The sequence below is a fragment of the uncultured Stenotrophomonas sp. genome (assembly GCF_913778665.1).
In the GTDB taxonomy this organism is placed as follows: domain Bacteria; phylum Pseudomonadota; class Gammaproteobacteria; order Xanthomonadales; family Xanthomonadaceae; genus Stenotrophomonas.
Map to the genome: position 1 here is coordinate 1 of NZ_CAJYVQ010000007.1, position 20,309 is coordinate 20,309.

The 20,309-nt window shown below is 66.8% G+C and carries 21 protein-coding genes; 15 read left to right on the top strand and 6 right to left on the bottom strand.

Features of this window, described 5'->3' with window-relative positions; translation table 11 throughout:
• Positions 1 to 234: 234 nt before the first annotated feature.
• From QZ853_RS08370 to QZ853_RS08395, 6 genes are all read left to right on the top strand, one after another.
• Positions 235 to 1,017 carry a succinate dehydrogenase iron-sulfur subunit gene (locus QZ853_RS08370; protein ID WP_295571966.1) on the top strand — a complete coding sequence of 261 codons (783 nt, stop codon included), beginning with the start codon at positions 235 to 237 and terminating at the stop codon, positions 1,015 to 1,017.
• Positions 1,018 to 1,115: 98 nt separating this feature from the next.
• Positions 1,116 to 1,364 (top strand): succinate dehydrogenase assembly factor 2, encoded by a 249-nt coding sequence (locus tag QZ853_RS08375; RefSeq protein WP_005409080.1) that lies wholly within the window; start codon positions 1,116 to 1,118, stop codon positions 1,362 to 1,364.
• The gene (locus QZ853_RS08380) at positions 1,315 to 1,764 is read left to right on the top strand and encodes a hypothetical protein (protein ID WP_345777899.1); all 450 of its coding nucleotides are present in this window, start codon (positions 1,315 to 1,317) and stop codon (positions 1,762 to 1,764) included. Before QZ853_RS08375 ends, QZ853_RS08380 begins: the two co-directional genes overlap by 50 nt.
• Before the next feature lie 23 nt (positions 1,765 to 1,787).
• Positions 1,788 to 3,029, top strand: a complete 1,242-nt coding sequence (locus QZ853_RS08385; RefSeq protein ID WP_295571968.1) for a lipoprotein-releasing ABC transporter permease subunit — start codon at positions 1,788 to 1,790, stop codon at positions 3,027 to 3,029.
• Positions 3,022 to 3,840, top strand: coding sequence for an ATP-binding cassette domain-containing protein (locus tag QZ853_RS08390; protein ID WP_295571969.1), 819 nt, complete (start codon positions 3,022 to 3,024; stop codon positions 3,838 to 3,840). Before QZ853_RS08385 ends, QZ853_RS08390 begins: the two co-directional genes overlap by 8 nt.
• A 139-nt stretch (positions 3,841 to 3,979) precedes the next feature.
• Complete coding sequence (locus tag QZ853_RS08395; protein ID WP_295571970.1) at positions 3,980 to 4,429, top strand: DUF6491 family protein; 450 nt, start codon at positions 3,980 to 3,982, stop codon at positions 4,427 to 4,429.
• A 74-nt stretch (positions 4,430 to 4,503) separates the two neighbouring features.
• Here the strand turns inward: QZ853_RS08395 and QZ853_RS08400 are convergent, their stop codons facing one another.
• The 3 genes from QZ853_RS08400 to ftsY form a co-directional block, all read right to left on the bottom strand.
• Entirely contained in the window at positions 4,504 to 4,773 is a 270-nt protein-coding gene (locus tag QZ853_RS08400) for an oxidative damage protection protein (RefSeq protein WP_295571971.1), read from the bottom strand.
• Positions 4,774 to 4,778: 5 nt separating this feature from the next.
• On the bottom strand, positions 4,779 to 5,903 hold the full coding sequence (gene mutY, locus QZ853_RS08405; protein WP_295571972.1) for an A/G-specific adenine glycosylase: 1,125 nt from the start codon (positions 5,901 to 5,903) through the stop codon (positions 4,779 to 4,781).
• A 114-nt stretch (positions 5,904 to 6,017) separates the two neighbouring features.
• Entirely contained in the window at positions 6,018 to 7,298 is a 1,281-nt protein-coding gene (gene ftsY, locus QZ853_RS08410; protein WP_295571974.1) for a signal recognition particle-docking protein FtsY, read from the bottom strand.
• A 129-nt stretch (positions 7,299 to 7,427) separates the two neighbouring features.
• On the opposite strand from ftsY, the gene QZ853_RS08415 reads away from it, so the two are divergent.
• A complete protein-coding gene (locus QZ853_RS08415; protein WP_295571976.1) occupies positions 7,428 to 7,727 on the top strand; it encodes a hypothetical protein in 300 nt (99 codons plus the stop codon).
• A 165-nt stretch (positions 7,728 to 7,892) separates the two neighbouring features.
• Here the strand turns inward: QZ853_RS08415 and htpG are convergent, their stop codons facing one another.
• Entirely contained in the window at positions 7,893 to 9,785 is a 1,893-nt protein-coding gene (gene htpG, locus QZ853_RS08420; protein ID WP_295571977.1) for a molecular chaperone HtpG, read from the bottom strand.
• 694 nt (positions 9,786 to 10,479) lie between these two features.
• Between htpG and rsmD the strand changes: the two genes are divergently transcribed.
• The 6 genes from rsmD (at position 10,480) to QZ853_RS08450 (ending at position 15,265) form a co-directional block, all read left to right on the top strand.
• Positions 10,480 to 11,058, top strand: a complete 579-nt coding sequence (gene rsmD / locus QZ853_RS08425) for a 16S rRNA (guanine(966)-N(2))-methyltransferase RsmD (protein WP_295571978.1) — start codon at positions 10,480 to 10,482, stop codon at positions 11,056 to 11,058.
• A gap of 26 nt (positions 11,059 to 11,084) precedes the next feature.
• A complete protein-coding gene (coaD, locus tag QZ853_RS08430) occupies positions 11,085 to 11,594 on the top strand; it encodes a pantetheine-phosphate adenylyltransferase (protein WP_010484372.1) in 510 nt (169 codons plus the stop codon).
• A 60-nt stretch (positions 11,595 to 11,654) separates the two neighbouring features.
• Positions 11,655 to 12,146, top strand: coding sequence for a hypothetical protein (locus QZ853_RS08435; protein WP_295571979.1), 492 nt, complete (start codon positions 11,655 to 11,657; stop codon positions 12,144 to 12,146).
• Positions 12,147 to 12,278: 132 nt separating this feature from the next.
• Positions 12,279 to 12,560: a YfhL family 4Fe-4S dicluster ferredoxin gene (locus QZ853_RS08440; RefSeq protein ID WP_004153175.1), complete on the top strand. Its 282-nt coding sequence runs from the start codon at positions 12,279 to 12,281 to the stop codon at positions 12,558 to 12,560.
• On the top strand, positions 12,557 to 14,287 hold the full coding sequence (ggt, locus tag QZ853_RS08445; protein WP_295571981.1) for a gamma-glutamyltransferase: 1,731 nt from the start codon (positions 12,557 to 12,559) through the stop codon (positions 14,285 to 14,287). Before QZ853_RS08440 ends, ggt begins: the two co-directional genes overlap by 4 nt.
• A 90-nt stretch (positions 14,288 to 14,377) precedes the next feature.
• Positions 14,378 to 15,265 (top strand): MBL fold metallo-hydrolase, encoded by an 888-nt coding sequence (locus tag QZ853_RS08450; protein WP_295571983.1) that lies wholly within the window; start codon positions 14,378 to 14,380, stop codon positions 15,263 to 15,265.
• An 83-nt stretch (positions 15,266 to 15,348) separates the two neighbouring features.
• Here the strand turns inward: QZ853_RS08450 and QZ853_RS08455 are convergent, their stop codons facing one another.
• Positions 15,349 to 15,642, bottom strand: coding sequence for a PsiF family protein (locus tag QZ853_RS08455; RefSeq protein WP_295571984.1), 294 nt, complete (start codon positions 15,640 to 15,642; stop codon positions 15,349 to 15,351).
• 186 nt (positions 15,643 to 15,828) lie between these two features.
• The gene (upp, locus tag QZ853_RS08460; RefSeq protein ID WP_049457648.1) at positions 15,829 to 16,461 is read right to left on the bottom strand and encodes a uracil phosphoribosyltransferase; all 633 of its coding nucleotides are present in this window, start codon (positions 16,459 to 16,461) and stop codon (positions 15,829 to 15,831) included.
• A gap of 167 nt (positions 16,462 to 16,628) precedes the next feature.
• Here upp and QZ853_RS08465 point away from each other — a divergent pair, with 167 nt between their 5' ends.
• Complete coding sequence (locus QZ853_RS08465) at positions 16,629 to 19,190, top strand: TonB-dependent receptor (RefSeq protein ID WP_295571985.1); 2,562 nt, start codon at positions 16,629 to 16,631, stop codon at positions 19,188 to 19,190.
• The gene (locus tag QZ853_RS08470) at positions 19,190 to 20,305 is read left to right on the top strand and encodes a phytase (protein WP_295571987.1); all 1,116 of its coding nucleotides are present in this window, start codon (positions 19,190 to 19,192) and stop codon (positions 20,303 to 20,305) included. Before QZ853_RS08465 ends, QZ853_RS08470 begins: the two co-directional genes overlap by 1 nt.
• The last annotated feature ends 4 nt before the right edge of the window (positions 20,306 to 20,309 follow it).

Below are 20,309 nucleotides of genomic sequence, written 5' to 3' on the forward strand. Positions count from 1 at the left end.
GATCCGATCCCCAGCGACGCCTTCTCCGCGGTCGTCACCGATCCCGATGGCGCGCGGATCGGCATGGTGGGGCCGCGTCGCGGCTGATCCCCCCTTGAGCCGCGAGGGAGAATAGCTACGTAGGCGGCAACGGGCATGTTTGCGGCAAGCCCCGCGATCGTGTACCCGCCCCATGAACGGTGCCGGTGCGTGTTGGTGCGCGCCGACGATCCACCACGAAGACGAGACGCGCGCATGGCCGAGTTCACGCTCCCGAAGAACAGCAAGATCAAGGGCGGGCAGAAGCATCCCTCGCCGCAACCCGGCGGCACGATGCGCAACTTCAAGGTCTATCGCTACGATCCCGATTCGGGCGAGAACCCGCGCTACGATACGTTCGAGGTCAATCTCGACGAATGCGGCCCGATGGTCCTCGACGCGCTCATCAAGATCAAGTCGGAGCAGGATTCGTCGCTCACGTTCCGCCGCTCGTGCCGCGAGGGGATCTGCGGCTCGTGTTCGATGAACATCGACGGGCGCAATGGCCTCGCCTGCACCACCGCGATCGAGGACGTGAAGGGCGAGATCAAGATCACGCCGCTGCCCGCGATGGACGTCATCAAGGATCTGGTGCCGGACTTCACGCATTTCTACGCGCAATATGCCTCGATCACGCCCTGGCTGCAGACGGTCACCCCGCCGCCCGCCGGCAAGGAGCGGCTCCAGTCGCCGGAAGAGCGCGCCAAGCTCGACGGCCTGTACGAGTGCATCCTGTGCGCCTGCTGCTCGACCAGCTGCCCGAGCTACTGGTGGAACGGCGAGCGTTACCTGGGCCCGGCGATCCTGCTGCAGGCCTACCGCTGGATCATCGACTCGCGCGATGAGGACACCGGTGCGCGCCTGGACGATCTGGAAGATCCGTTCAAGCTGTACCGCTGCCACACCATCATGAACTGCGCCCGGACCTGCCCGAAGGGCCTGAATCCGGCGCTGGCGATCGCCGAGATCAAGAAGCTGATGATGGAACGCCGCGCCTGACACGGCTCGGCTGCACCCGGTAGAGCCACGCCACGCGTGGCTGTGCCACCCCAGTAGAGCCACGCCATGCGTGGCTTTGCTGTATCTGGAGAAACACGATGGAAGAAGACGTTCTGCTGAAGAAGCTGCGCTGGCGCTGCCGCCGCGGCATGCGCGAGCTGGACCAGCTGTTCGGGCGTTACCTCGACCACGAATGGAGCACTGCGCCGACCGAAGAGCGCGAGGTTTTCCTGTTCCTGCTCGACTGCGAGGACGATAAGTTGTGGCGCTGGTTCATGGGCTACGAGGCCTGCCCGCATGCGCACGCGATCCCCCTCATGCAGAAGATCCTCGCCCTCAAGCCTTGAGTGGCGCCCTTCGCGGCTGCAGGCCGCCGCTCAGTTGGCGGTGCTGCTGGCCGCACCCTGGTTGTTGCGCGCCTCGGACCTGCCGTCTCGGCTGTTGATTCCTGCCGTGCTGCTGGCCTGGGCGGTTGGCCTCGCCGAGACGCTGTGGCGGCTGCGCAGGCCGCACCAGGCAGTGTTGCTGCCGCCGGCCCCGGCGTCGCTGCAGGTGGCGGGGCAGGACATCGAGGCGCCGCGGCTGGTGGTGCGCGGGCCGTGGCTGCTGCTGCACTGGCGTGAGGATCGGCGCCGCCGCCGCCTTCTGTTCTGGCCGGATGTGCTCGATTCCGGGCAGCGACGTGAACTGCGACTGGCCGTGGCCGCACGCAGCGTTTCCCGTCGGCCCCGGTCAATGGCACCATAAGCTGAATTGACCGGCGTGCCTGCATGTTCAAACCCATCCCCGTGGCTATCGGCCTGCGCTACCTGCGCGCCAAGCGCCGCAACGGCTTCATCTCCTTCATCTCGATGGCATCGATCCTGGGCATTGCGCTCGGCGTGACGGTGCTGATCACCACCCTGGCGGTCATGAGCGGTTTCCAGAAGGAAATCCGCAGCCGCCTGCTGCAGATGACCGCGCATACCACCATCAGCCGCGACGGCGAGCCGATGCCGGACTGGATGCGCGTGGTCGAGGTGGCCCGCAAGGACCCACGCGTGGCCGGTGCTGCGCCGTACATCGAGATCCAGTCGATGATCAGCGGCCCGCGCGTGCAGGGTGCGATCATCCAGGGCATCGACCCGGCGCTGGAACCGAAGGTGTCGGTGATCGACAAGAAGGTCACCAAGGGCAGCTATGACAGCCTCAAGCCGGGCAGCTTCAACCTGCTGCTGGGCAAGGAACTGGCGATCTGGCTGGGCGTGGATGTCGGCGACCAGGTGCTGGTGACCTTAGCCGAAGTGCAGGGCACGCCGGCCGGCGCGGTGCCGCGGATGAAGCGCTTCACCGTCAGTGGCATCTTCGAGGCCGGCTACAACGAGGTCGACCGTGGCGTCGGCTTCGCCAACATGCAGGACCTGGAACGCGTGCTGCGCAGCGACGGCGCCACGGGCGTGCGCTTGAAACTGCACGACATGGACCGCTCGCTGGAAGTGGGTGTGGATCTTGCGCAGAGCCTCGGCGGTGCCTACCGGGTGAGCGACTGGACACAGCAGAACGCCAACCTCTACCACTCGCTGCGCATGGAGAAGGTGGTGATGGGCATCCTGCTGTCGCTGATCATCGCGATGGGCGCGTTCAACCTGGTCTCCTCCCAGGTGATGCTGGTGACCGACAAGCAGGCCGATATTGCGATCCTGCGCACGCTGGGCCTGACCCCGGGCGGGGTGATGCAGGTGTTCATGGTGCAGGGCTCGCTGATCGGCATCTTCGGGACGCTGGCCGGCCTGATCGGCGGCATTACCCTGACCCTCAACCTGGAGCGCATCCTCGGCGCCATCGAAAGCGTGTTCAACGTCAAGCTGCTGCCGGAGGATGTCTACTACATCACCGGCCTGCCGACCGACATGCAGACCGGCGACGTGGTGGCGATCACCGTGGTCGCGCTGCTGATGAGCTTCCTGGCCACCCTGTATCCCGCCTGGCGGGCAGCACGCACCCAGCCGGCGGAGGCCCTGCGTTATGAATAAGGTCTTCAATCGCGGCGATGAAGTGATCCGCGCCGAAGCATTGGGCAAGACCTACGCCGAGGGACGCATGCAGACCCCGGTGTTCGATGGCCTGGACCTGACCGTGACCGCTGGCGAAACGGTGGCGATTATCGGTGCTTCAGGTGCCGGCAAGAGCACGCTGCTGCACCTGCTGGGCGGGCTCGACATTCCGACCGCCGGCGAGGTCTATGTGACCGGCCAGCGCATGTCGGCGCTGTCGGACACCGCGCGAGGCCTGCTGCGCAACCAGGCGCTGGGCTTCGTCTACCAGTTCCATCACCTGCTGCCGGAGTTCACCGCGCTGGAAAACGTGATGATGCCGGTGCTGCTGGCAAAGTCGCATTCGGTGCTGTCGCAGCGCCTGGCGTACGCGGGACTGGGCGTGGTGGGGTCGGCGCTGGCCAGCATCGTCAACGGCGCGACATCGTTCGTCCGCGGTCGCCCAGAGGTGGAAGAGGCGGTTGCGCGCGCCACCGCGCTGCTGGAGTCGGTCGGGCTGGGCCATCGCCTTGACCACAAGCCGGGCGAGCTGTCCGGTGGTGAGCGCCAGCGTGCCGCCGTGGCGCGCGCGCTGGTCAACCATCCGGCCTGCGTGCTCGGTGACGAGCCGACCGGCAACCTGGATGACCGCACGGCTGCAACGGTGTTCGAGCTGATGCTGGAACTCAACCGCGCGCGACACACCAGCCTGGTGCTGGTCACCCATGACCGCAGCCTGGCAAGGCGCCTGGACCGGGTGCTGGAACTGCGCGAAGGGCGCCTGCACGCGCTGGCCCACGCCGACGTCTGAGCGCAGGGCCCGCTTTGGTGGAAGCCGACCTCGGTCGGCCGCGGGAGCCGCCGACCGGCGCCTGAATGGGTCCGCCCATCGTCGCGCCGGCGCCACCTGACCGGGCGCATGATGGCGACAGTTCCCCGAGGAGATCGCCATGAAGACCCCGCTTCTGCTGGCCGGCCTCTGTCTGGCCCTGGCCGCCTGTGCCACCACTGGTCGCCTCAGCAGCACTGAAAAACTGGACCTGTACCGCGCCCATGCTGGCGCGCCGCAGAACGACATGCAGTTCTTCGGCAGCCTCAATGGCTGGACCGAACTGGGGGACAGCGCGCTGGCGGTGTGGACCCGGCCCAGCGAGGCTTATCTGCTGGAATTGAGAGGCCCCTGCCAGGACCTGCCGTATGCCACCGCCATCGGCCTGACCAGCCAGATGGGCCGCGTGTCGTCGCGCTTCGACAAGGTGCTGGTGCGCGACCCCACCGGCGGCCCGCGCATGCCCTGCTTCATCGACAGCATCCGGAAGCTGGACGTGAAGGCACTGCGCACCTCCGAACAGGAACTGCGCCAGGCGCAGGTGCAGGAGCGCGAGGAAAATACGAAGTAGCGCGGTAGTGCCGGCCGCTGGCCGGCATCCCGCGGATACCGGGTCTCTGGCCTGCGGCCGGCACTACCTGTGCGTCAGGCTTCCGGGGTGAAGCCAGCGGGCTTCTCAGCGTCCTTCTCGAACAGGAACTTGACCAGCTCGGTTTCCAGCATCGCGCGGTGCTCCGGCGTGCGCGGCGACAGGCGGTTTTCGTTGATCAGCATGGTCTGGTGCGCCAGCCACGCGGCCCAGGCCTGCTTGCCGATGTGGTTGAAGATGCGCTGGCCCAGCTCGCCCGGATAGGGCACGAAGTCCAGGCCCTCCGCATCGCGTTGTTCGTACTGGCAGAAGACGGTTCGGGGCATGGCACTCACTCGTGGTTGCGGGGTTTCGATGGTTTTCGTTTCGGCGCCTTGATGATGGCGCCATCGAGCAGCTTGCGGATCGGTGCCGGCAGGCCCAGTGCGGGCAGCTCGTCGGCGGCGACCCAGCGCAGCGTGGGTTCTTCCACGCGCAGGCCATGTACCTGCCGCGACAATACCTGCAGATGCAGCCGGTAGTGGCTGAACGTGTGCTGCAGCACCGGCAGTTCTTCGGCATCTTCCAGTGAGCCCTCGACGTGCGCGTCGAACCAGTCCTGAAGCTCGCTGCCGGCCTCGGCCTGCGGCAGGGTCCACAGCTGCGCCCAGATGCCGCTGTCCGGCCGCTTCTGCAGCAGTACGCGCTGCTGGGCGTCGCGCAGCAGCAGGGCGACCGCTTCACGCTCGGGCAGCGTCTTGCTTGGCTTGGGCGTGGGCAGCTCAACGGTGCGGCCTTCGCGGCGTGCCACGCAGTCGTCCTGCAACGGGCAGATCACGCACGCCGGCTTGGCACGGCTGCACACCGTCGCGCCCAGGTCCATCTGCGCCTGGGTGTAGTCGGCCATGCGCCCGGCCGGTACGTGCGTCACGTGCGCCTCTGCGATTGCCCACAGCTGCTTCTCGATGGCCGGCAGGCCGGGGAAGCCGTCAACGCCGTGGTAGCGGCTGAGCACACGCTTGACGTTGCCGTCGAGGATCGCAAACGGATCGTTCCAGGCCTGGCTGAGGATCGCACCGGCAGTGCTGCGGCCGATACCGGGAAGGGCGTGCAGCGCATCGAAGTCGCGTGGCAGGTCGCCCTCGTGCAGTTCCACGCAGCGTTTGGCTGCTGCGTGCAGGTTGCGCGCGCGGGCGTAGTAGCCAAGCCCGGCCCACTGCGCCATCACCGCGTCATTGCTGGCGGCGGCGAGGTCGGGCAGGGTCGGGAAGTGCTGCAGGAACCGCAGGAAATACGGGATGACCGTGGCCACCTGGGTCTGTTGCAGCATGATCTCCGACAGCCAGACCCGATACGGGCTGCGCGGGTGCTGCCAGGGCAGGTCGTGGCGACCGTGGTCGTCAAACCAGTGCAGCAGGCGGGCGACGAAGCCGTCGTGCTGGGCGGTGTCGGCGCTGGCGTGCGGCTGGCGGGGCATCGGGGTTCCGGGAAAGGGCAGCCACCCGTGGGGTGGCTCTACCATGGTGTCGCGCGGGACCGGGGCGTCGCGCGCGGGGCAGTAGAGCCACGCCATGCGTGGCTGCGCGGCATATCAGCCGCCCAGCGCTTCAGGCAGCAGGGCGTCGACGAAGGCTTCCGGATCGAACACGCGCAGGTCTTCCGGGCGCTCGCCGATGCCGGCGAAACGGATCGGAATGCCGAACTCGCGGGCCAGCGCGAACACCACGCCACCCTTGGCGGTGCCGTCCAGCTTGGTCACCACCAGGCCGGTCACGTTCACCGCGGCGTTGAACTGGCGCAGCTGCGACAGCGCGTTCTGGCCGGTGGTGCCATCGATCACCATCAGCACCTCGTGCGGTGCGGTGGGGTCGATCTTGCCGAGCACGCGGCGGATCTTGCCCAGCTCGTTCATCAGGCCGGACTGGGTGTGCAGGCGGCCGGCGGTGTCAGCAATCAGCACCGAGGTGCCGCGGGCCTTGCCGGCCTGCAGCGCGTCGAATGCCACCGAAGCGGCATCGGCGTTCTGGCCCTGCGCGACCACGGCCACGCCGTTGCGCTCGCCCCAGGCCTGCAGCTGGGCCACAGCGGCGGCACGGAAGGTATCGCCGGCGGCCAGCATCAGACTGTGGCCCTCGTCCTTGAAGCGCTTGGCCAGCTTGCCGATGGTGGTGGTCTTGCCGACGCCGTTGACGCCTACGGTCAGCACCACGAAGGGCTTGGCATTGCGGTCGATCACCAGCGGCTTGGCCACCGGCTGCAGGATCGCGATCAGCTCGGCGCGCAGGGCGGCCAGCAGCGCATTGGCATCGGCGAACTCGCGCGACTTCATGCGCTTGCGCAGGCCTTCGACCAGATCGGTGGTGGCGCCAACGCCGACGTCGGCAGTGATCAATGCGGTTTCCAGCTCGTCCAGCAGGTCGTCATCGAGCTTGGGGTTGCGCGAGAACAGGCCGCCGAAGCTGCGCGCGATGACGCTGTTGCGCAGGCGCTCGCGCCAGCCGGGCTTGCCGGCGGGGGCCGGCGGGGCATCCACCAGGGCCGGCAAGTCGGCGGCGGGCGCGGCCGGTTCCTCGGCCAGAATGACCGGGGCCAGCGGGGCAAGCACGGCGGCGGCGGCGAGCGCTTCGGCCTGCACGTCTTCGGCCACGACCACCGGCTCGGCGGCCTGCAGCGGCGGAGCTTCGGCGATGGAGGCCTCTACCGGTGCCGGGGCAGCCGGCGCGGGCTTGGCCACCGCAGCGGTGGCGGCTTGCTCGGCGGGCGCGGCAGACGGGAACGCTGCCGCCAGCTCTTCAGCCGAGTAGTGCTGGGTCTTGGGCGCGTCCGTTACGGCGGCGTCCTGGGGCTTCTTGCGGCGGAAAAAACTGAGCATTGGCAAAAGGCGCTGAAATCAGGGGGATATGCTACCACTCGTGCCTGTCGGGCCGATGTGGACTCAAGGTCGCGGCCCGCCGGCCGTTAACCTGTCCGGAGGGCTGCGTCGTGCGGCCCGGAGACGGCCATGGACAACGTGATGGGAACCGCCCTCGGTGGCATGCGCGCGGCCCAGCAGGGCCTGCAGGTGGCTGCACGCAACGTTGCCAACCTGGCGAGGCCCGAAGCCGAGCGCTTGCAGTTGCAGCGAAGTGCTGTGGCGCAGGGCGGGGTGGAGACAGCGGTGGCCGCCAGCGGCGCTGATCCGAGCGCGCCATTGGGCGATCTGCTGGCGGCCAAGGCCGAAGTCGTGGCCTTTGCCGCCAATGCCGCAGTGATCCGTCGCCAGGACCAGCTGCTGGGGTCGCTGCTGGATCGGAACGCCTGAGGCGACTGCTCTGGTAGGTGTCAACGGACGCCTCTGGGGGGTCCCGACCTCAGTCGCCACGCCCGACCCGCCCTCGCAAGTGCCAACCTTGGTTGGCACCCACAAGGCAGCCGAGCATGGCTCGGCTCTACAGAAGCCTGCCATGCCCGGCGCTCAGCCGATCACTCAGGCCGACAGCTCCAGCAGCAGCTTGTTCAGGCGTGCCACGTAGGCGCCTGGGTCCTTCAGGCTGTCACCGGCGGCCAGCGCGGCCTGGTCGAACAGCACCCGGCCCAGATCATCGAAGCGTGCACCATCGGCCTCGGCATCGAGCTTGGCGATCAGCGGGTGGCCCGGGTTGATCTCCAGCACCGGCTTGCTGTCCGGCACCTTCTGGCCGCTGGCTTCCAGGATCTGGCGCATCTGAAGGCCCAGGTCCTGTTCGCCGATGGCCAGCACCGCCGGCGAATCGGTCAGGCGGTGCGACACGCGCACTTCGGCCACGTCATCGCCCAGCACGGTCTTCAGGCGCTCGACCAAAGCCTGCTTGTCCTTGGCGGCGGCTTCCTGTTCCTGCTTGTCCGCTTCGGTCTCCAGCGCGCCGAGGTCGAGGTCGCCGCGGGCGATGTCGACGAAGCCCTTGCCATCGAAATCGGTCAGGTAGCCCATCAGCCACTCGTCGATGCGATCAGTCAACAGCAGCACTTCCACGCCCTTCTTGCGGAACACTTCCAGGTGCGGGCTGTTGCGCACCTGGCTGTAGCTCTCGCCGGTCAGGTAATAGATCTTGTCCTGGCCTTCGGCCATGCGGGCGATGTAATCAGCCAGCGACACGGTCTGCGCGTCAGCGTCGCCGCGGGTGGAGGCGAAGCGCAGCAGGCCGGCCACCTTCTCGCGGTTGTTGTAGTCCTCAGCCGGGCCCTCCTTCAGTACTTGGCCGAATTCCTTCCAGAACGTGGCGTACTGCTCAGGCTTGTCGGCAGCCAGCTTCTCCAGCATGTCCAGCGAGCGCTTGGTCAGCGCGGCCTTCATCGAATCGATGACCGGGCCGGACTGCAGGATCTCGCGCGAGACGTTCAGCGACAGGTCGTTGGAATCGACCACGCCCTTGATGAAGCGCAGGTACAGCGGCAGGAACTGCTCGGCCTGGTCCATCACGAACACGCGCTGCACGTACAGCTTCAGGCCCTTCGGCGCATCGCGGTGGTACAGGTCGAACGGCGCACGGCCCGGCACGTACAGCAGCGAGGTGTACTCCAGCTTGCCCTCGACCTTGTTGTGGCTCCACGCCAGCGGGTCGCTGTGGTCGTGCGCCACGTGCTTGTAGAACTCGGTGTACTCGCTGTCGCTGATCTCGGTGCGCGGGCGGGTCCACAGGGCGCTGGCACGGTTGACGGTTTCCCATTCGACCGCGGCGCCTTCTTCGCCACCTTCCTTCGTCATCTGGATCGGCAGGCCGATATGGTCCGAATACTTCTTGAGGATGCTGCGCAGGCGCCAGCCATCAGCGAAGTCGTGCTCGCCGTCCTTCAGGTGCAGCACGATGCGGGTGCCGCGCTCGGCCTTGTCGACCGTGGCCACTTCGAAATCACCTTCGCCGCGCGAGGTCCAGCGCACGCCTTCGCCTGCGGCCAGGCCGGCGCGGCGCGAGGTCACTTCGACTTCGTCGGCGACGATGAACGCGCTGTAGAAGCCGACGCCGAACTGGCCGATCAGCTGCGAATCCTTCTTCTGGTCGCCGGACAGCTGGCGCAGGAAATCGCCGGTGCCGGACTTTGCAATCGTGCCGAGGTGGGCGATGGCTTCGGCGCGGCTCATGCCGATGCCGTTGTCTTCGATGGTGATGGTGTGGGCGGCGGCGTCGAAGCTGACGCGCACGCGCAGCTCACTGTCACCTTCCAGCAGGGCCGGCTGGGTCAAGGCCTCGAAGCGCAGCTTGTCGGCGGCATCGGCGGCGTTGGAGACCAGCTCGCGCAGGAAGATTTCCTTGTTGGAGTACAGCGAGTGGATCATCAGCTGCAGCAGCTGCTTGACTTCGGTCTGGAAGCCAAGGGTTTCGGTCTGGGTGGTCTCGGTCATCGATTAGGGCTCCATGTGCAATGCCGCGCCAGCGCGTGCGGCCTCGCCAAGGGGTAGGGATGATTGTCCCGAAATCAAGGGGTTGGTCGGGCAGGGCGGCGCCCTGCACCCGCAGAGCCCGAAGCAACACCAGCAGCAACAGCAACAGCAACAGCAACAGCAACAGCAACAGCAACAGCAACAGCAACAGCAGCCCATCCGTGCGATGGCGGGGCGGCGTGGGTTGGCAGGACACGCCGTCAACCCGTCCCTGGGGGCTCGATGGCGCCATCCATGGCGCCAACGGTCCTGCCAACCCACGCCGCCCCGCCTTCGACAGTTGGCCGGTGGCCAGTAGATCCACGCCATGCGTGGATGAGATCTCTCAGATCTCGAAATCCAGACTGGGGTCAGATCCGTTTTCCGTAGGAAAACGGATCTGACCCCAAGAATCGTTCCGACAGATCGCAGGACACTGTCGAAGGCGGGGTGGGTCAGGTTGTGGGGGTGTCCGCGGCATGGATGCCGCGGCCAAGCCCCCATGGACGGGTTCACGGCGTCCCCCACAGCCTGACCCACCCCGCCTACCCGCAGGAAACCAGCTTCTGCGGTTGCTTCGGCCGTTGCTTCGGCCTCTGCGGGTTCCGGGCGCCGCCCGGACGACTACAATCCCGCTCATGCTGAAATTCTCGAATGAACCCCACCGGGGGCGCCGATGAGCGGCCGCGGGGGCAATGATGGCCAGGTCCGCATCATCGGCGGGCGCTGGCGCAACACCCGCCTGCCGGTGCCGTCCGTGCCGGGCCTGCGGCCGAGCAGCGACCGGGTGCGCGAGACCCTGTTCAACTGGCTGATGCCCAAGCTGGGCGGTGCACGGGTGCTGGACCTGTTCGCAGGTAGCGGCGCGCTGGGGCTGGAGGCGGTCTCGCGCGGTGCCGCCCACGCCACCCTGATCGAGCGCGATGCACAGCTGGGCCGCAACCTGACCGCCGCCGTCGCCAAGCTTCAGGCCAGCGACCAGATCACCGTCGTGCAGGCCGATGCCCTGCGCTGGCTGCAGAGCGCGTCGGCACAGCAGGCCGATCTGGTGTTCATCGACCCGCCGTTCGCCGATGGCCTGTGGCAGGAGGTGCTGGCCCAGTTGCCACGGCACCTCTCCGCCGAGGCCTGGCTGTACCTGGAATCGCCGGCCGGCCACGTGCCGGTGCTGCCGCCGGGTTGGCTGCTGCACCGCGAGGGCGGCAGCCGCGAGGTGCGCTTTGCCCTGTACCGCCGTGCCACTGCTACACTTTGACCTCATCTGAACATCTGCAACCGCCCATGACCGTGGCCAACCGCCGCATCGCCGTCTACCCCGGCACGTTCGACCCGATCACCAATGGTCATATCGACCTGGTCAGCCGGGCCGCGCCGCTGTTCGAAAAGGTCGTGGTCGGCGTGGCGCAGAGCCCGTCCAAGGGCCCGGCGCTGCCGCTGGAGCAGCGCGTGCAGCTGGCGCGGGGCGCGCTGGGTCACCACAGCAATGTCGAGGTGATCGGCTTCGATACGCTGCTGGCCCATTTCGTACGCTCTGTGCAGGGTGGCGTGCTGCTGCGTGGCCTGCGTGCGGTGTCCGATTTCGAGTACGAGTTCCAGATGGCCAGCATGAACCGCCACCTGATCCCCGAGGTCGAGACCTTGTTCCTGACCCCGGCCGAGCAGCACAGCTTCATTTCGTCCTCGCTGGTCCGCGAGATCGCGCGCCTGGGCGGCGACGTGTCCGGTTTCGTGCCGGCCGCGGTGCTTGAGGCCCTGCGCAAGGTCCGCGAAGCGAAGGCGGCACAGTCGTAAGCCCCGCTGTACCCGCACCCCATTACGTACAACACCACGCACCATTCCGGGAGGAAACCCATGAACACCACCATGCGCGCGATGCTGATCGCTTCGTTGGCCCTGGCCTTCACCGCCTGCAAGAAGGAAGAGGCCGCTCCGGTCGACGAGGCCAAGCAGGCCCTGGTCGCGCCGTCCAGGGACGACGATGCAGGCTGGAAGAAGTACCTGCAGGAAGTGGCCATCCAGAACATGGGCAACATCACCAACAGCCCGTTCCTGTACTACCTCTCGCCGGAATCGGACCCGGACTTCCAGGCCAAGTACGAGCGCCAGACCGAGAGCGCGACCCAGGCCGTGGCCCGTGGCGTGCAGCCGGGCAACATGCTGGCCTTCGGTTCGTCGGCCTCGGGCAAGATGGCTGACATGATCCAGGCCGTGTTCAAGGACGTATCGCCGGATTCGATGAAGGGCGTGCGCGTCGTCTTCATCGGCCAGTCGGCCGACAACGCCCGCGTGCAGGCAGCGATCCAGCCGACCGGTGCCGAGTACATTTTCGTCGAAGCCAAGTAATACCGAGCCATGGCGGCCATGCTCCGGCATGGCCCGGGCGGCGCTCCGCAAGGGCGCCGCTGATGACCTGACCGGCCCGCGCGCCCGCGCTGGCCGGTCCTTTGTCCCAGGGCGCGGGCGAGGAGTATCGCCGTGTCGCTGAAAATCAACGAGCTCTGCGTCAACTGCGACGTATGCGAGCCGGCCTGCCCGAACCAGGCCATTGCGATGGGTGAAACCATCTACGTGATCGACCCTGCGCGCTGCACCGAATGCGTGGGCCATTTCGACGAGCCACAGTGCGTGGTCGTCTGCCCGGTCGAGTGCATCGACCCGGACCCGGAGATCGTGGAAACGGAAGACCAGCTGCTGGCCAAGCTGCGCCAGCTGCAGCACGATCACCCCGAACTCTACGCGGAGCCCCCATCCGAATGAAGACGCTGATCGTCCGCCCCCTGTTGCTGCTTGGCCTGCTGCTGAGCCCGATGGCCTGGGCCGACAGCCCGGCCCGTGCCGAGCGCCCCGATGGCGCGGCCATTGCCAGTGGCCACGCGCTGGCCACCCAGGCCGGCATCGATATCCTGGCGCAGGGCGGCAATGCCTTCGATGCCGCCGTGGCAGTGTCGTCCACGCTGGCGGTGGTCGAGCCGATCAGCTCCGGCCTGGGCGGCGGCGGCTTCTTCCTGCTGCATGACGCGGCCACCGGCAAGGACGTGATGCTGGACGCCCGCGAGACCGCGCCAGCAGCCGCAACTCCGCAGGCCTTCCTCGACAAGCAGGGCAACCTGGACCGTGACCGCTCGGTCAACGGCGCGTGGTCGGCCGGTATTCCGGGCCTGCCTGCGGCGCTGGTCGAACTGTCGGCCAAGCACGGCAAGCTCCCGCTGTCGGCGTCGCTGCAACCGGCGATCCGCATCGCGCGTGAAGGCTTCCCGGTGTACGACCGCATGGCCAAGGGCTATGCCTCGCGTCGTGAAGTGATGGAGCGCTATCCAGGCACCCGTGAGGTCTACCTGCGCAATGGCCGGCCGATCGCCAGCGGTGACCTGTTCAAGCAACCGGAGCTGGCGCAGACGCTCGAGCGCCTGGCGGCCGGTGGCTTCGATGGCTTCTACAAGGGCCGGACCGGCAAGCTGCTTCTGGCCGGCGTGAAGCAGGCCGGTGGCCAATGGACGGCTGAAGAGCTGGCCGGCTACCGCGTGAAGCTGCGCGAGCCGATCGTGTTCAACTACAACGGCTGGAAGATCACCACCGCGCCGCCGCCGTCGTCCGGTGGCATCGCGCTGGCCAGCATGCTGCAGATCCTGGAAGGCTGGGACATCAAGCAGATGGACCCGGCACACCGCACGCACCTGGTGGTGGAGTCGATGCGCCGCGCCTACCGCGACCGCACCTTCTTCCTCGGCGATCCGGACTTCGTGCAGATCCCGCAGAAGGTGCTGACCAGCAAGGACTACGCACAGGGCCTGCGCGCCACCATCCACCCGGAGAAGGCCACGCCCAGCGACCTGCTGTCGGGCAACCCCACGCCGCTGGAAGACGACGAGACCACCCACTTCTCGATCATCGACCGCGACGGCAACCGTGTTGGCGCCACCCAGACCGTCAACCTGCTGTACGGCTCGGGGCTGATTCCGAAGGGCACCGGCGTGCTGCTGAACAACGAGATGGACGATTTCGCGCTGAAGCCGGGCACGCCCAACGCGTTCGGCGTGATGGGCTACGCGGCCAATGCACCGAAGCCGGGCAAGCGCATGCTCAGCTCGATGACGCCGACCTTCATGGAGAACGACGACAAGGTGATCGTGCTGGGCACTCCGGGGGGCAGCCGCATCATCACCATGGTGCTGCTGGGCATCCTCGGCTACGACGCCGGCCTGGATGCGCAGCAGGTGGCCGCGTTGCCGCGTTACCACCACCAGTGGCTGCCGGACCTGATCGAAGCGGAGGACGATGCGTTCGACGCGGCCACGGTGAAGCAGCTGCAGGCGATGGGCCACAAGATCGACCTGCCGGGCGACACCGCTGCCGGTGGCCGCGGCTCCAGCCACGTCTGGGGCAACCTGCAGACCGTGGAATGGGACCGCAAGGCCAATAAACTGTTCGGCGGCAGCGACCCGCGCAACCCGGTGGGCAGCGCCCAGGTCGTGCCGGCCCGCTGATGCGGACGCACATCTTGGACCCCCGCCACGGCGGGGGTTTCCGTTTCCTTTCTAGCGATTATTTAACGGCCCGGCGCCGATAATCGACGCATGAAACTCTGGTCTATTCGTGGAAACTCGCAGCGCCTCGATGGCGGTGCGATGTTCGGCAACGCGCCACGTGCGTTGTGGGAAAAATGGGCGGCACCGGACGAGCTCAACCGTATCGAGCTGGCCTGCCGTGCGTTGCTTGCCAGTCCGCTGGAAGGCAAGACGGTGCTGTTCGAAACCGGTATCGGTGCATTCTTCGATCCGCGCATGCGTGAGCGCTACGGCGTGCAGGAAAGCCAGCACGTGCTGATCGATTCACTGCGCGAAGCCGGCTTCGAGCATGAGGACATCGACGTGGTGGTGCTCAGCCACCTGCATTTCGACCATGCCGGTGGGCTGCTGGCCGCGTGGAGCGAAGGGCGTGAACCGGAGCTGCTGTTCCCCAACGCGATCTATGTGGTCGGCGCACAGCATTGGCAGCGTGCGCTGCAACCGCATCCGCGCGACCGCGCCAGCTTCATTCCCGAGCTGCCGGGCCTGCTGCAGGCCAGCGGCCGCCTGGAAGTGGTGGATGGCGAGTATTCAAGGGCACTCGGCCGCAGCGTGCGCTTCAGTTACAGCGACGGCCACACGCCGGGCCTGATGCTGGCCGAGATCGTCGGCCATGCGCATGCGGGGCAGGGTGCTCATGGCGGCGTGGTGTTCTGTGCCGACCTGATTCCCGGTCGCTCGTGGGTGCACGTGCCGATCACCATGGGCTACGACCGCAACGCCGAATTGCTGATCGACGAGAAGCGGCAGTTCCTTGAAGACAAGCTGGCGCGCAACGTGCATCTGTTCTTTACCCACGATCCGCAGGTGGCGCTGGCGCAGCTGGGGCGCGATGACAAGGGCCGTTTCGTGACCCTGCATGAGCAGGGCGAACTGAAGGCGCGCGCGCTGGGGTAATGAAATGGCCGGGCATTGCCCGGCCTTTCGCTGATGCCCGTAGATCCACGCCACGCATGGATGGTTTTCCACAGGTGCGACCGTTACGACGCCTTCAGGCAGCTGCTCATGAAGGTCTTGCGCGCGTCACCGGCCAGCTTCTTGGCGCCCGCATCGGCGTTGCACTTCTTCATGCGTTCCTGCGGGGTGGTCGCGGCCTTGGTTTCGGCGGCGTGGCCACTGAGGCAGGAGCTCTGCGCGGTCTTGTAGGCGTCACCCTTCAGGCCCTTGTTCTTGGCCGAGCATTCGGCCATCCGCTGCTGCTGAGGGGTGGTGGCGTTGGCGGCCAGCGGCAGGCCGACCAGCAGGACAGCGGCCAGCAGGAAAGAGGCTTTCATCGAGGACACTCCAAGCGGTGGCGGGTGCGCGGAGCATTGGCCTGCGGGCAGCAAGGCCACGTGAAGAATCACGCGTCGGCCACACCCGTGTCCACGGGCGTTCACGTGCCGCGGTGAAGCGCGCCTGCGAACGGTCGGCGGTCAGCGCCCTCTCCTGCGGAGAGGGGGCCGACTCGGTCACCGGGATTATCCGACGCGGGTGCCGAAGATGCGGTCGCCGGCATCGCCCAGGCCCGGCAGGATGTAGCCCTTGTCGTTGAGCTGGGCGTCGATGGCTGCGGTGTAGATCTCCACGTCCGGGTGCACGGCCTTGACCGCGTCGATGCCTTCCGGTGCAGCCACCAGGAAGATGCCCTTGATGCGGCGGGCGCCGGCGCGCTTGAGCATGTCGATGGTGGCGATCAGGGTGCCGCCGGTGGCCAGCATCGGGTCCAGGATCAGCGCGTCGCGCTCTTCCAGTCGGCCGGTCAGACGCTCGAAATAAGGCACCGGCTGCAGGGTTTCCTCATCGCGCTGCAGGCCGACCACGCTGACGCGCGCGGCCGGGATCAGTGACAGCACGCCGCTGAGCATGCCCAGGCCGGCACGCAGGATCGGCACCACGGTGATCTTGGCACCGGCGATGCGCTGCACGGTGACCGGGCCGGCCCAGCCGGGCAGGGTATGTGGCTCCGTGTCCAGGTCGGCGGTGGCCTCGTAGGCCAGCAGGGTGCCCAGCTCGTTGGCCAGTTCGCGGAAATCCTTGGTGCTGAGCGCGGCGTTGCGCATCAGGCCGATCTTGTGCTGCACCAGTGGGTGGCGCACTTCGACGATCTTCATGGTCGGGAAGGGGAAAAGGAGAGAGGACGCCATTTTGCCGGATCGGTGGCCCGAACCCAAACCAGGCCAGGACGTGCCTTGCAGCAAATGTGCAGATCCATGTCACGGCCATGCAACCTTGCGGACATACCGTGCAGACCCATTCTTAACAGGAATGGGGATTCCCAGTGCATATCAAGACTCCGTTGGCCGTTGCCATCACCCTGACCCTGGCGATGGGGGCTGCCGCCCCGCTGCAGGCCGCCGGGCAGCAGGCGGTCGCCGCCACCGGCGCGGTGGCCGCCGATGCGGTCGACCTGGACCGTATCGACGTCCGCGCCCAGCTCGAATCGCAGATCCGCGCCGTCGACCTCAAGCGCAGCAGCGACGCGATCGAAGACGCGGTGTCCTCCGATGCGCTGGGCCAGTACCCGGACAAGAACGTGGCCGAGTCGCTGCAGCGGCTGCCGGGCATCAGCGTGACCCGCGACCAGGGCGAAGGCCGCTTCGTGGTCATCCGGGGCCTTGATGCCAATCTCAATAGCGTCAGCGTGGATGGCATCGCCGTGGGTACGCCGGAGGACTCCAGCCGCGCTGCACCGCTGGACGTCATTCCGTCCGATTCCACCGAACGCCTGCGCGTGGTGAAGTCGCCGACCCCGGACATGCCCGGCGACGCCATCGGAGGCGCGGTGCTGGTCGAGTCGGCCTCGGCCTTCGACCGCGACGGCCGCAGCCTGCGCGGCAAGATCGAAGGCAGCCACCAGCAGCTGTCCGGCGATACCAGCCCGAAGGCGGCCTTCAACTACAGCGAAGTGTTCAATGACACCTTCGGCGTGGCGGTGGGCGTGAACTACCAGAAGCGGACGTTCGAGTCGGACAACACCGAAGTGGAGTACGACGGCGACAATGACACGGCACCTGGCGACGTCACAGCGATCAACCTGCAGCACCGCAAGTACGAGATCGAGCGCAAGCGCATCGGCGCCAACCTCAACCTCGACTGGCGCCCGAACGAAGACAGCAGGTACTACCTGCGCACGCTGTACAGCCAGTTCGACGATGCCGAAACCCGCCAGCGCGTGATCTTCAACTTCGACGACGCCAACATGGTCAAGACCGGTACCGACCAGTACCGCCTGGACGGCATGCCGAAGGATTCGATCGACAAGCGCATGCGCTATCGTACCAAGAAGGAAAACACCTTCGCGGCCAGCCTCGGCGGCGAGAACAAGCTGAGCAACGCTGTGGTCGATTACCGTATCGGCTACACCCGTACCGAAGAGCGCGTCAACGACGAGATGGAGGCGCGCTTCAAGCTGAACGGCAAGGCCTTCAACGGCACGCTGGACCAGCGCAGCCGCCTGCCCAGCTACAGTTTCGACAACCCGCAGTGGCTGGACAACGGCAACTACGCCTTCGACCGTTTCGTGCTCTCGCCCAAGCAGGTCAATGACAAGGAGCACAGCGCGCAGGTCAACGTGCGCTTCGACGGTGATAGCGGCAGCATCAAGATGGGCCTGCTGGGCCGCTGGCGCGACCGCGACGTCAATGTTGATGAGAGCGAACTGCGCGTCGGCCCGAAGGTCGCGCTGTCGAGCTGGAGCACCTCATCGCCGGAATACCGCCACGGCAACCTGGGGGACGGTATGGATTCGGCGGCGATGCGCGCGTTCTGGGCGGCCAATGGCAACCAGTACAGTGCGCGGCCGCAGGACGTTGGTGGCAATGCAATGACCTCGCTGGAAGAAGACTACGTGGCCAGCGAGGACATCTTCGCCAGCTACGTGATGGGCACCTGGGACATCGGTGCGCTGCGCATCATTGGTGGTGTACGCGTGGAGAACACCCAGTTCAAGGCGACCGGCAACCAGGTGGACGTGGCCGCCAACGGCCGCAGCTTCACCGTCACCCCGCGCGTGGCCAACAGCAGCTACACCAACGTGCTGCCGGGCCTGCACCTGCGCTACGACGCCGCAGATGACTGGGTGCTGCGTGCCTCGGCCAACATGACCGTATCGCGCCCTTCGTTCGGCGATATCTCGCCGCGCGTAGGTTACAGCCGCGGTGACGAGGAAGTGCGCCTGGGCAATCCGGAGCTGGATCCTTACGAATCGAAGAACATCGACCTGTCGGTGGAGAAGTACATCGGCAGCAGCGGCATCGTCTCGCTGGGCCTGTTCCACAAGTCGATCGACGGCTACATCGTGGAAACCGTGCGCACCAATGATCCGGCCTACGGTGGATTCGACGTGACCCAGCCGATCAACGGCCGCAAGGCCACCGTGCGCGGTGCGGAGTTCAACTGGCAGCAGCAGCTGGCGTTCCTGCCGGCCGGCCTGGACGGGCTGCTGGTCGGTGCCAGTGGCACCTGGCTCGACACCACGTTCGACGCCGGCATCAAGGATCGCGCGGGCGAGGACTTCACCCTGCCGCGGGCTTCCAAGCACGTCTACAGCGCGCACCTCGGCTACGAGAAGTACGGCCTGAGCACGCGGCTGGCGGCGGTGTACCGCAGTGAGTACCTGGACAGCATCGGCAAGGGCCGCGCGTTCGACATCTACGTGGCGCCCAACACACAGCTCGATTTCTCACTGGACTACAAGTTCACCCCGCGCGTGAGCCTGTATTTCGAAGCGCAGAACCTGCTGGACAAGCCGCTTGAGCTGTACCAGGGCACGCGCTCGCGCACCCTGCAGATGGAAGAATATGGCCGCACCTACGCACTGGGCCTGAAGGTGGCACTGTGATGGCGCGTTGCATCAGCTTGTTGGCCGCCGCGCTTGCCACGACCCTGGTGGCTGGCTGCACGCCAGCCACCAGCAACGATCCGGTCGTGGCCACGCCCGAGGCAACGGCCACGGCAGGGCGTGCAGTGGCCACCATCGCCGAGGCATTCCTTTCACCGATGACGCCGGCCGACAACATCGATTCCCCGGCCGCCTGGCGTGCGCCTGACGGAACGCTGTGGTTGATCGCCACCGCCAAGGCCACCGACAAGCTGATGGTCTACGACGGCAGCACTGGCCAGCACCTGCGCGACGTCGGCAGCAGCGGCACGGGGCCCGGACAGTTCGACCGCCCAAACGGCATCGCGGTGACCGACGATCTGCTGTGGATCGTGGAGCGCGACAATCACCGCGTACAGGTGCTGAGCCTGCCGGACTTCACCCCGCTGGGGACCTTCGCTGCGGACGACCTGCGCAAGCCGTACGGGCTGTGGGTCGACCGCCGTGCCGATGGCTACAGCGTCTACGTCACCGACTCCTGGGACAACGGCGAGGATGCACAGGGGCGTGACATCCTGCCGCCGCTGGCGGAGCTGGACAAGCGTGTGCGCCAGTACCACGTGACCCGCGACGGTGCGAAGGTCGAGGCTAGGCGGGTGGCCGACATCGGCGACACCACCGAAGCCGGTGCACTGCGCGTGGTCGAATCGATCTGGGGCGACCCGGACAACGACCGCCTGCTGATCGCCGAAGAGGACGAGCGCTACGCCAGCGAGTTCAAGGTCTACACCCTGGCCGGGCGTTTCACCGGCACCACCTTCGGCCGCGATGTGTTCAAGGCGCAGGCCGAGGGCGTGACCCTGCGTACCTGCGGCAAGGACGGCTGGTGGATCACCACCGAGCAGGGCAAGCAGCGCAGCGTGTTCCACCTGTTCGATCGCCATACGCTGAAGCTGGTCGGCGCCTTCCAGGGCAATACCGTGGCCAATACCGATGGCATCTGGATGATGCAGCAACCGAGCGCGCGCTTCCCGCACGGCGTGCTGTACGCGGTGCATGACGACCAGGGTGTGGTGGCGTTCGATTGGGAGAGCATCGCCAAACAGCTGGCGCTGCCGCTGGAGTGTGGCGCGTGAGCGG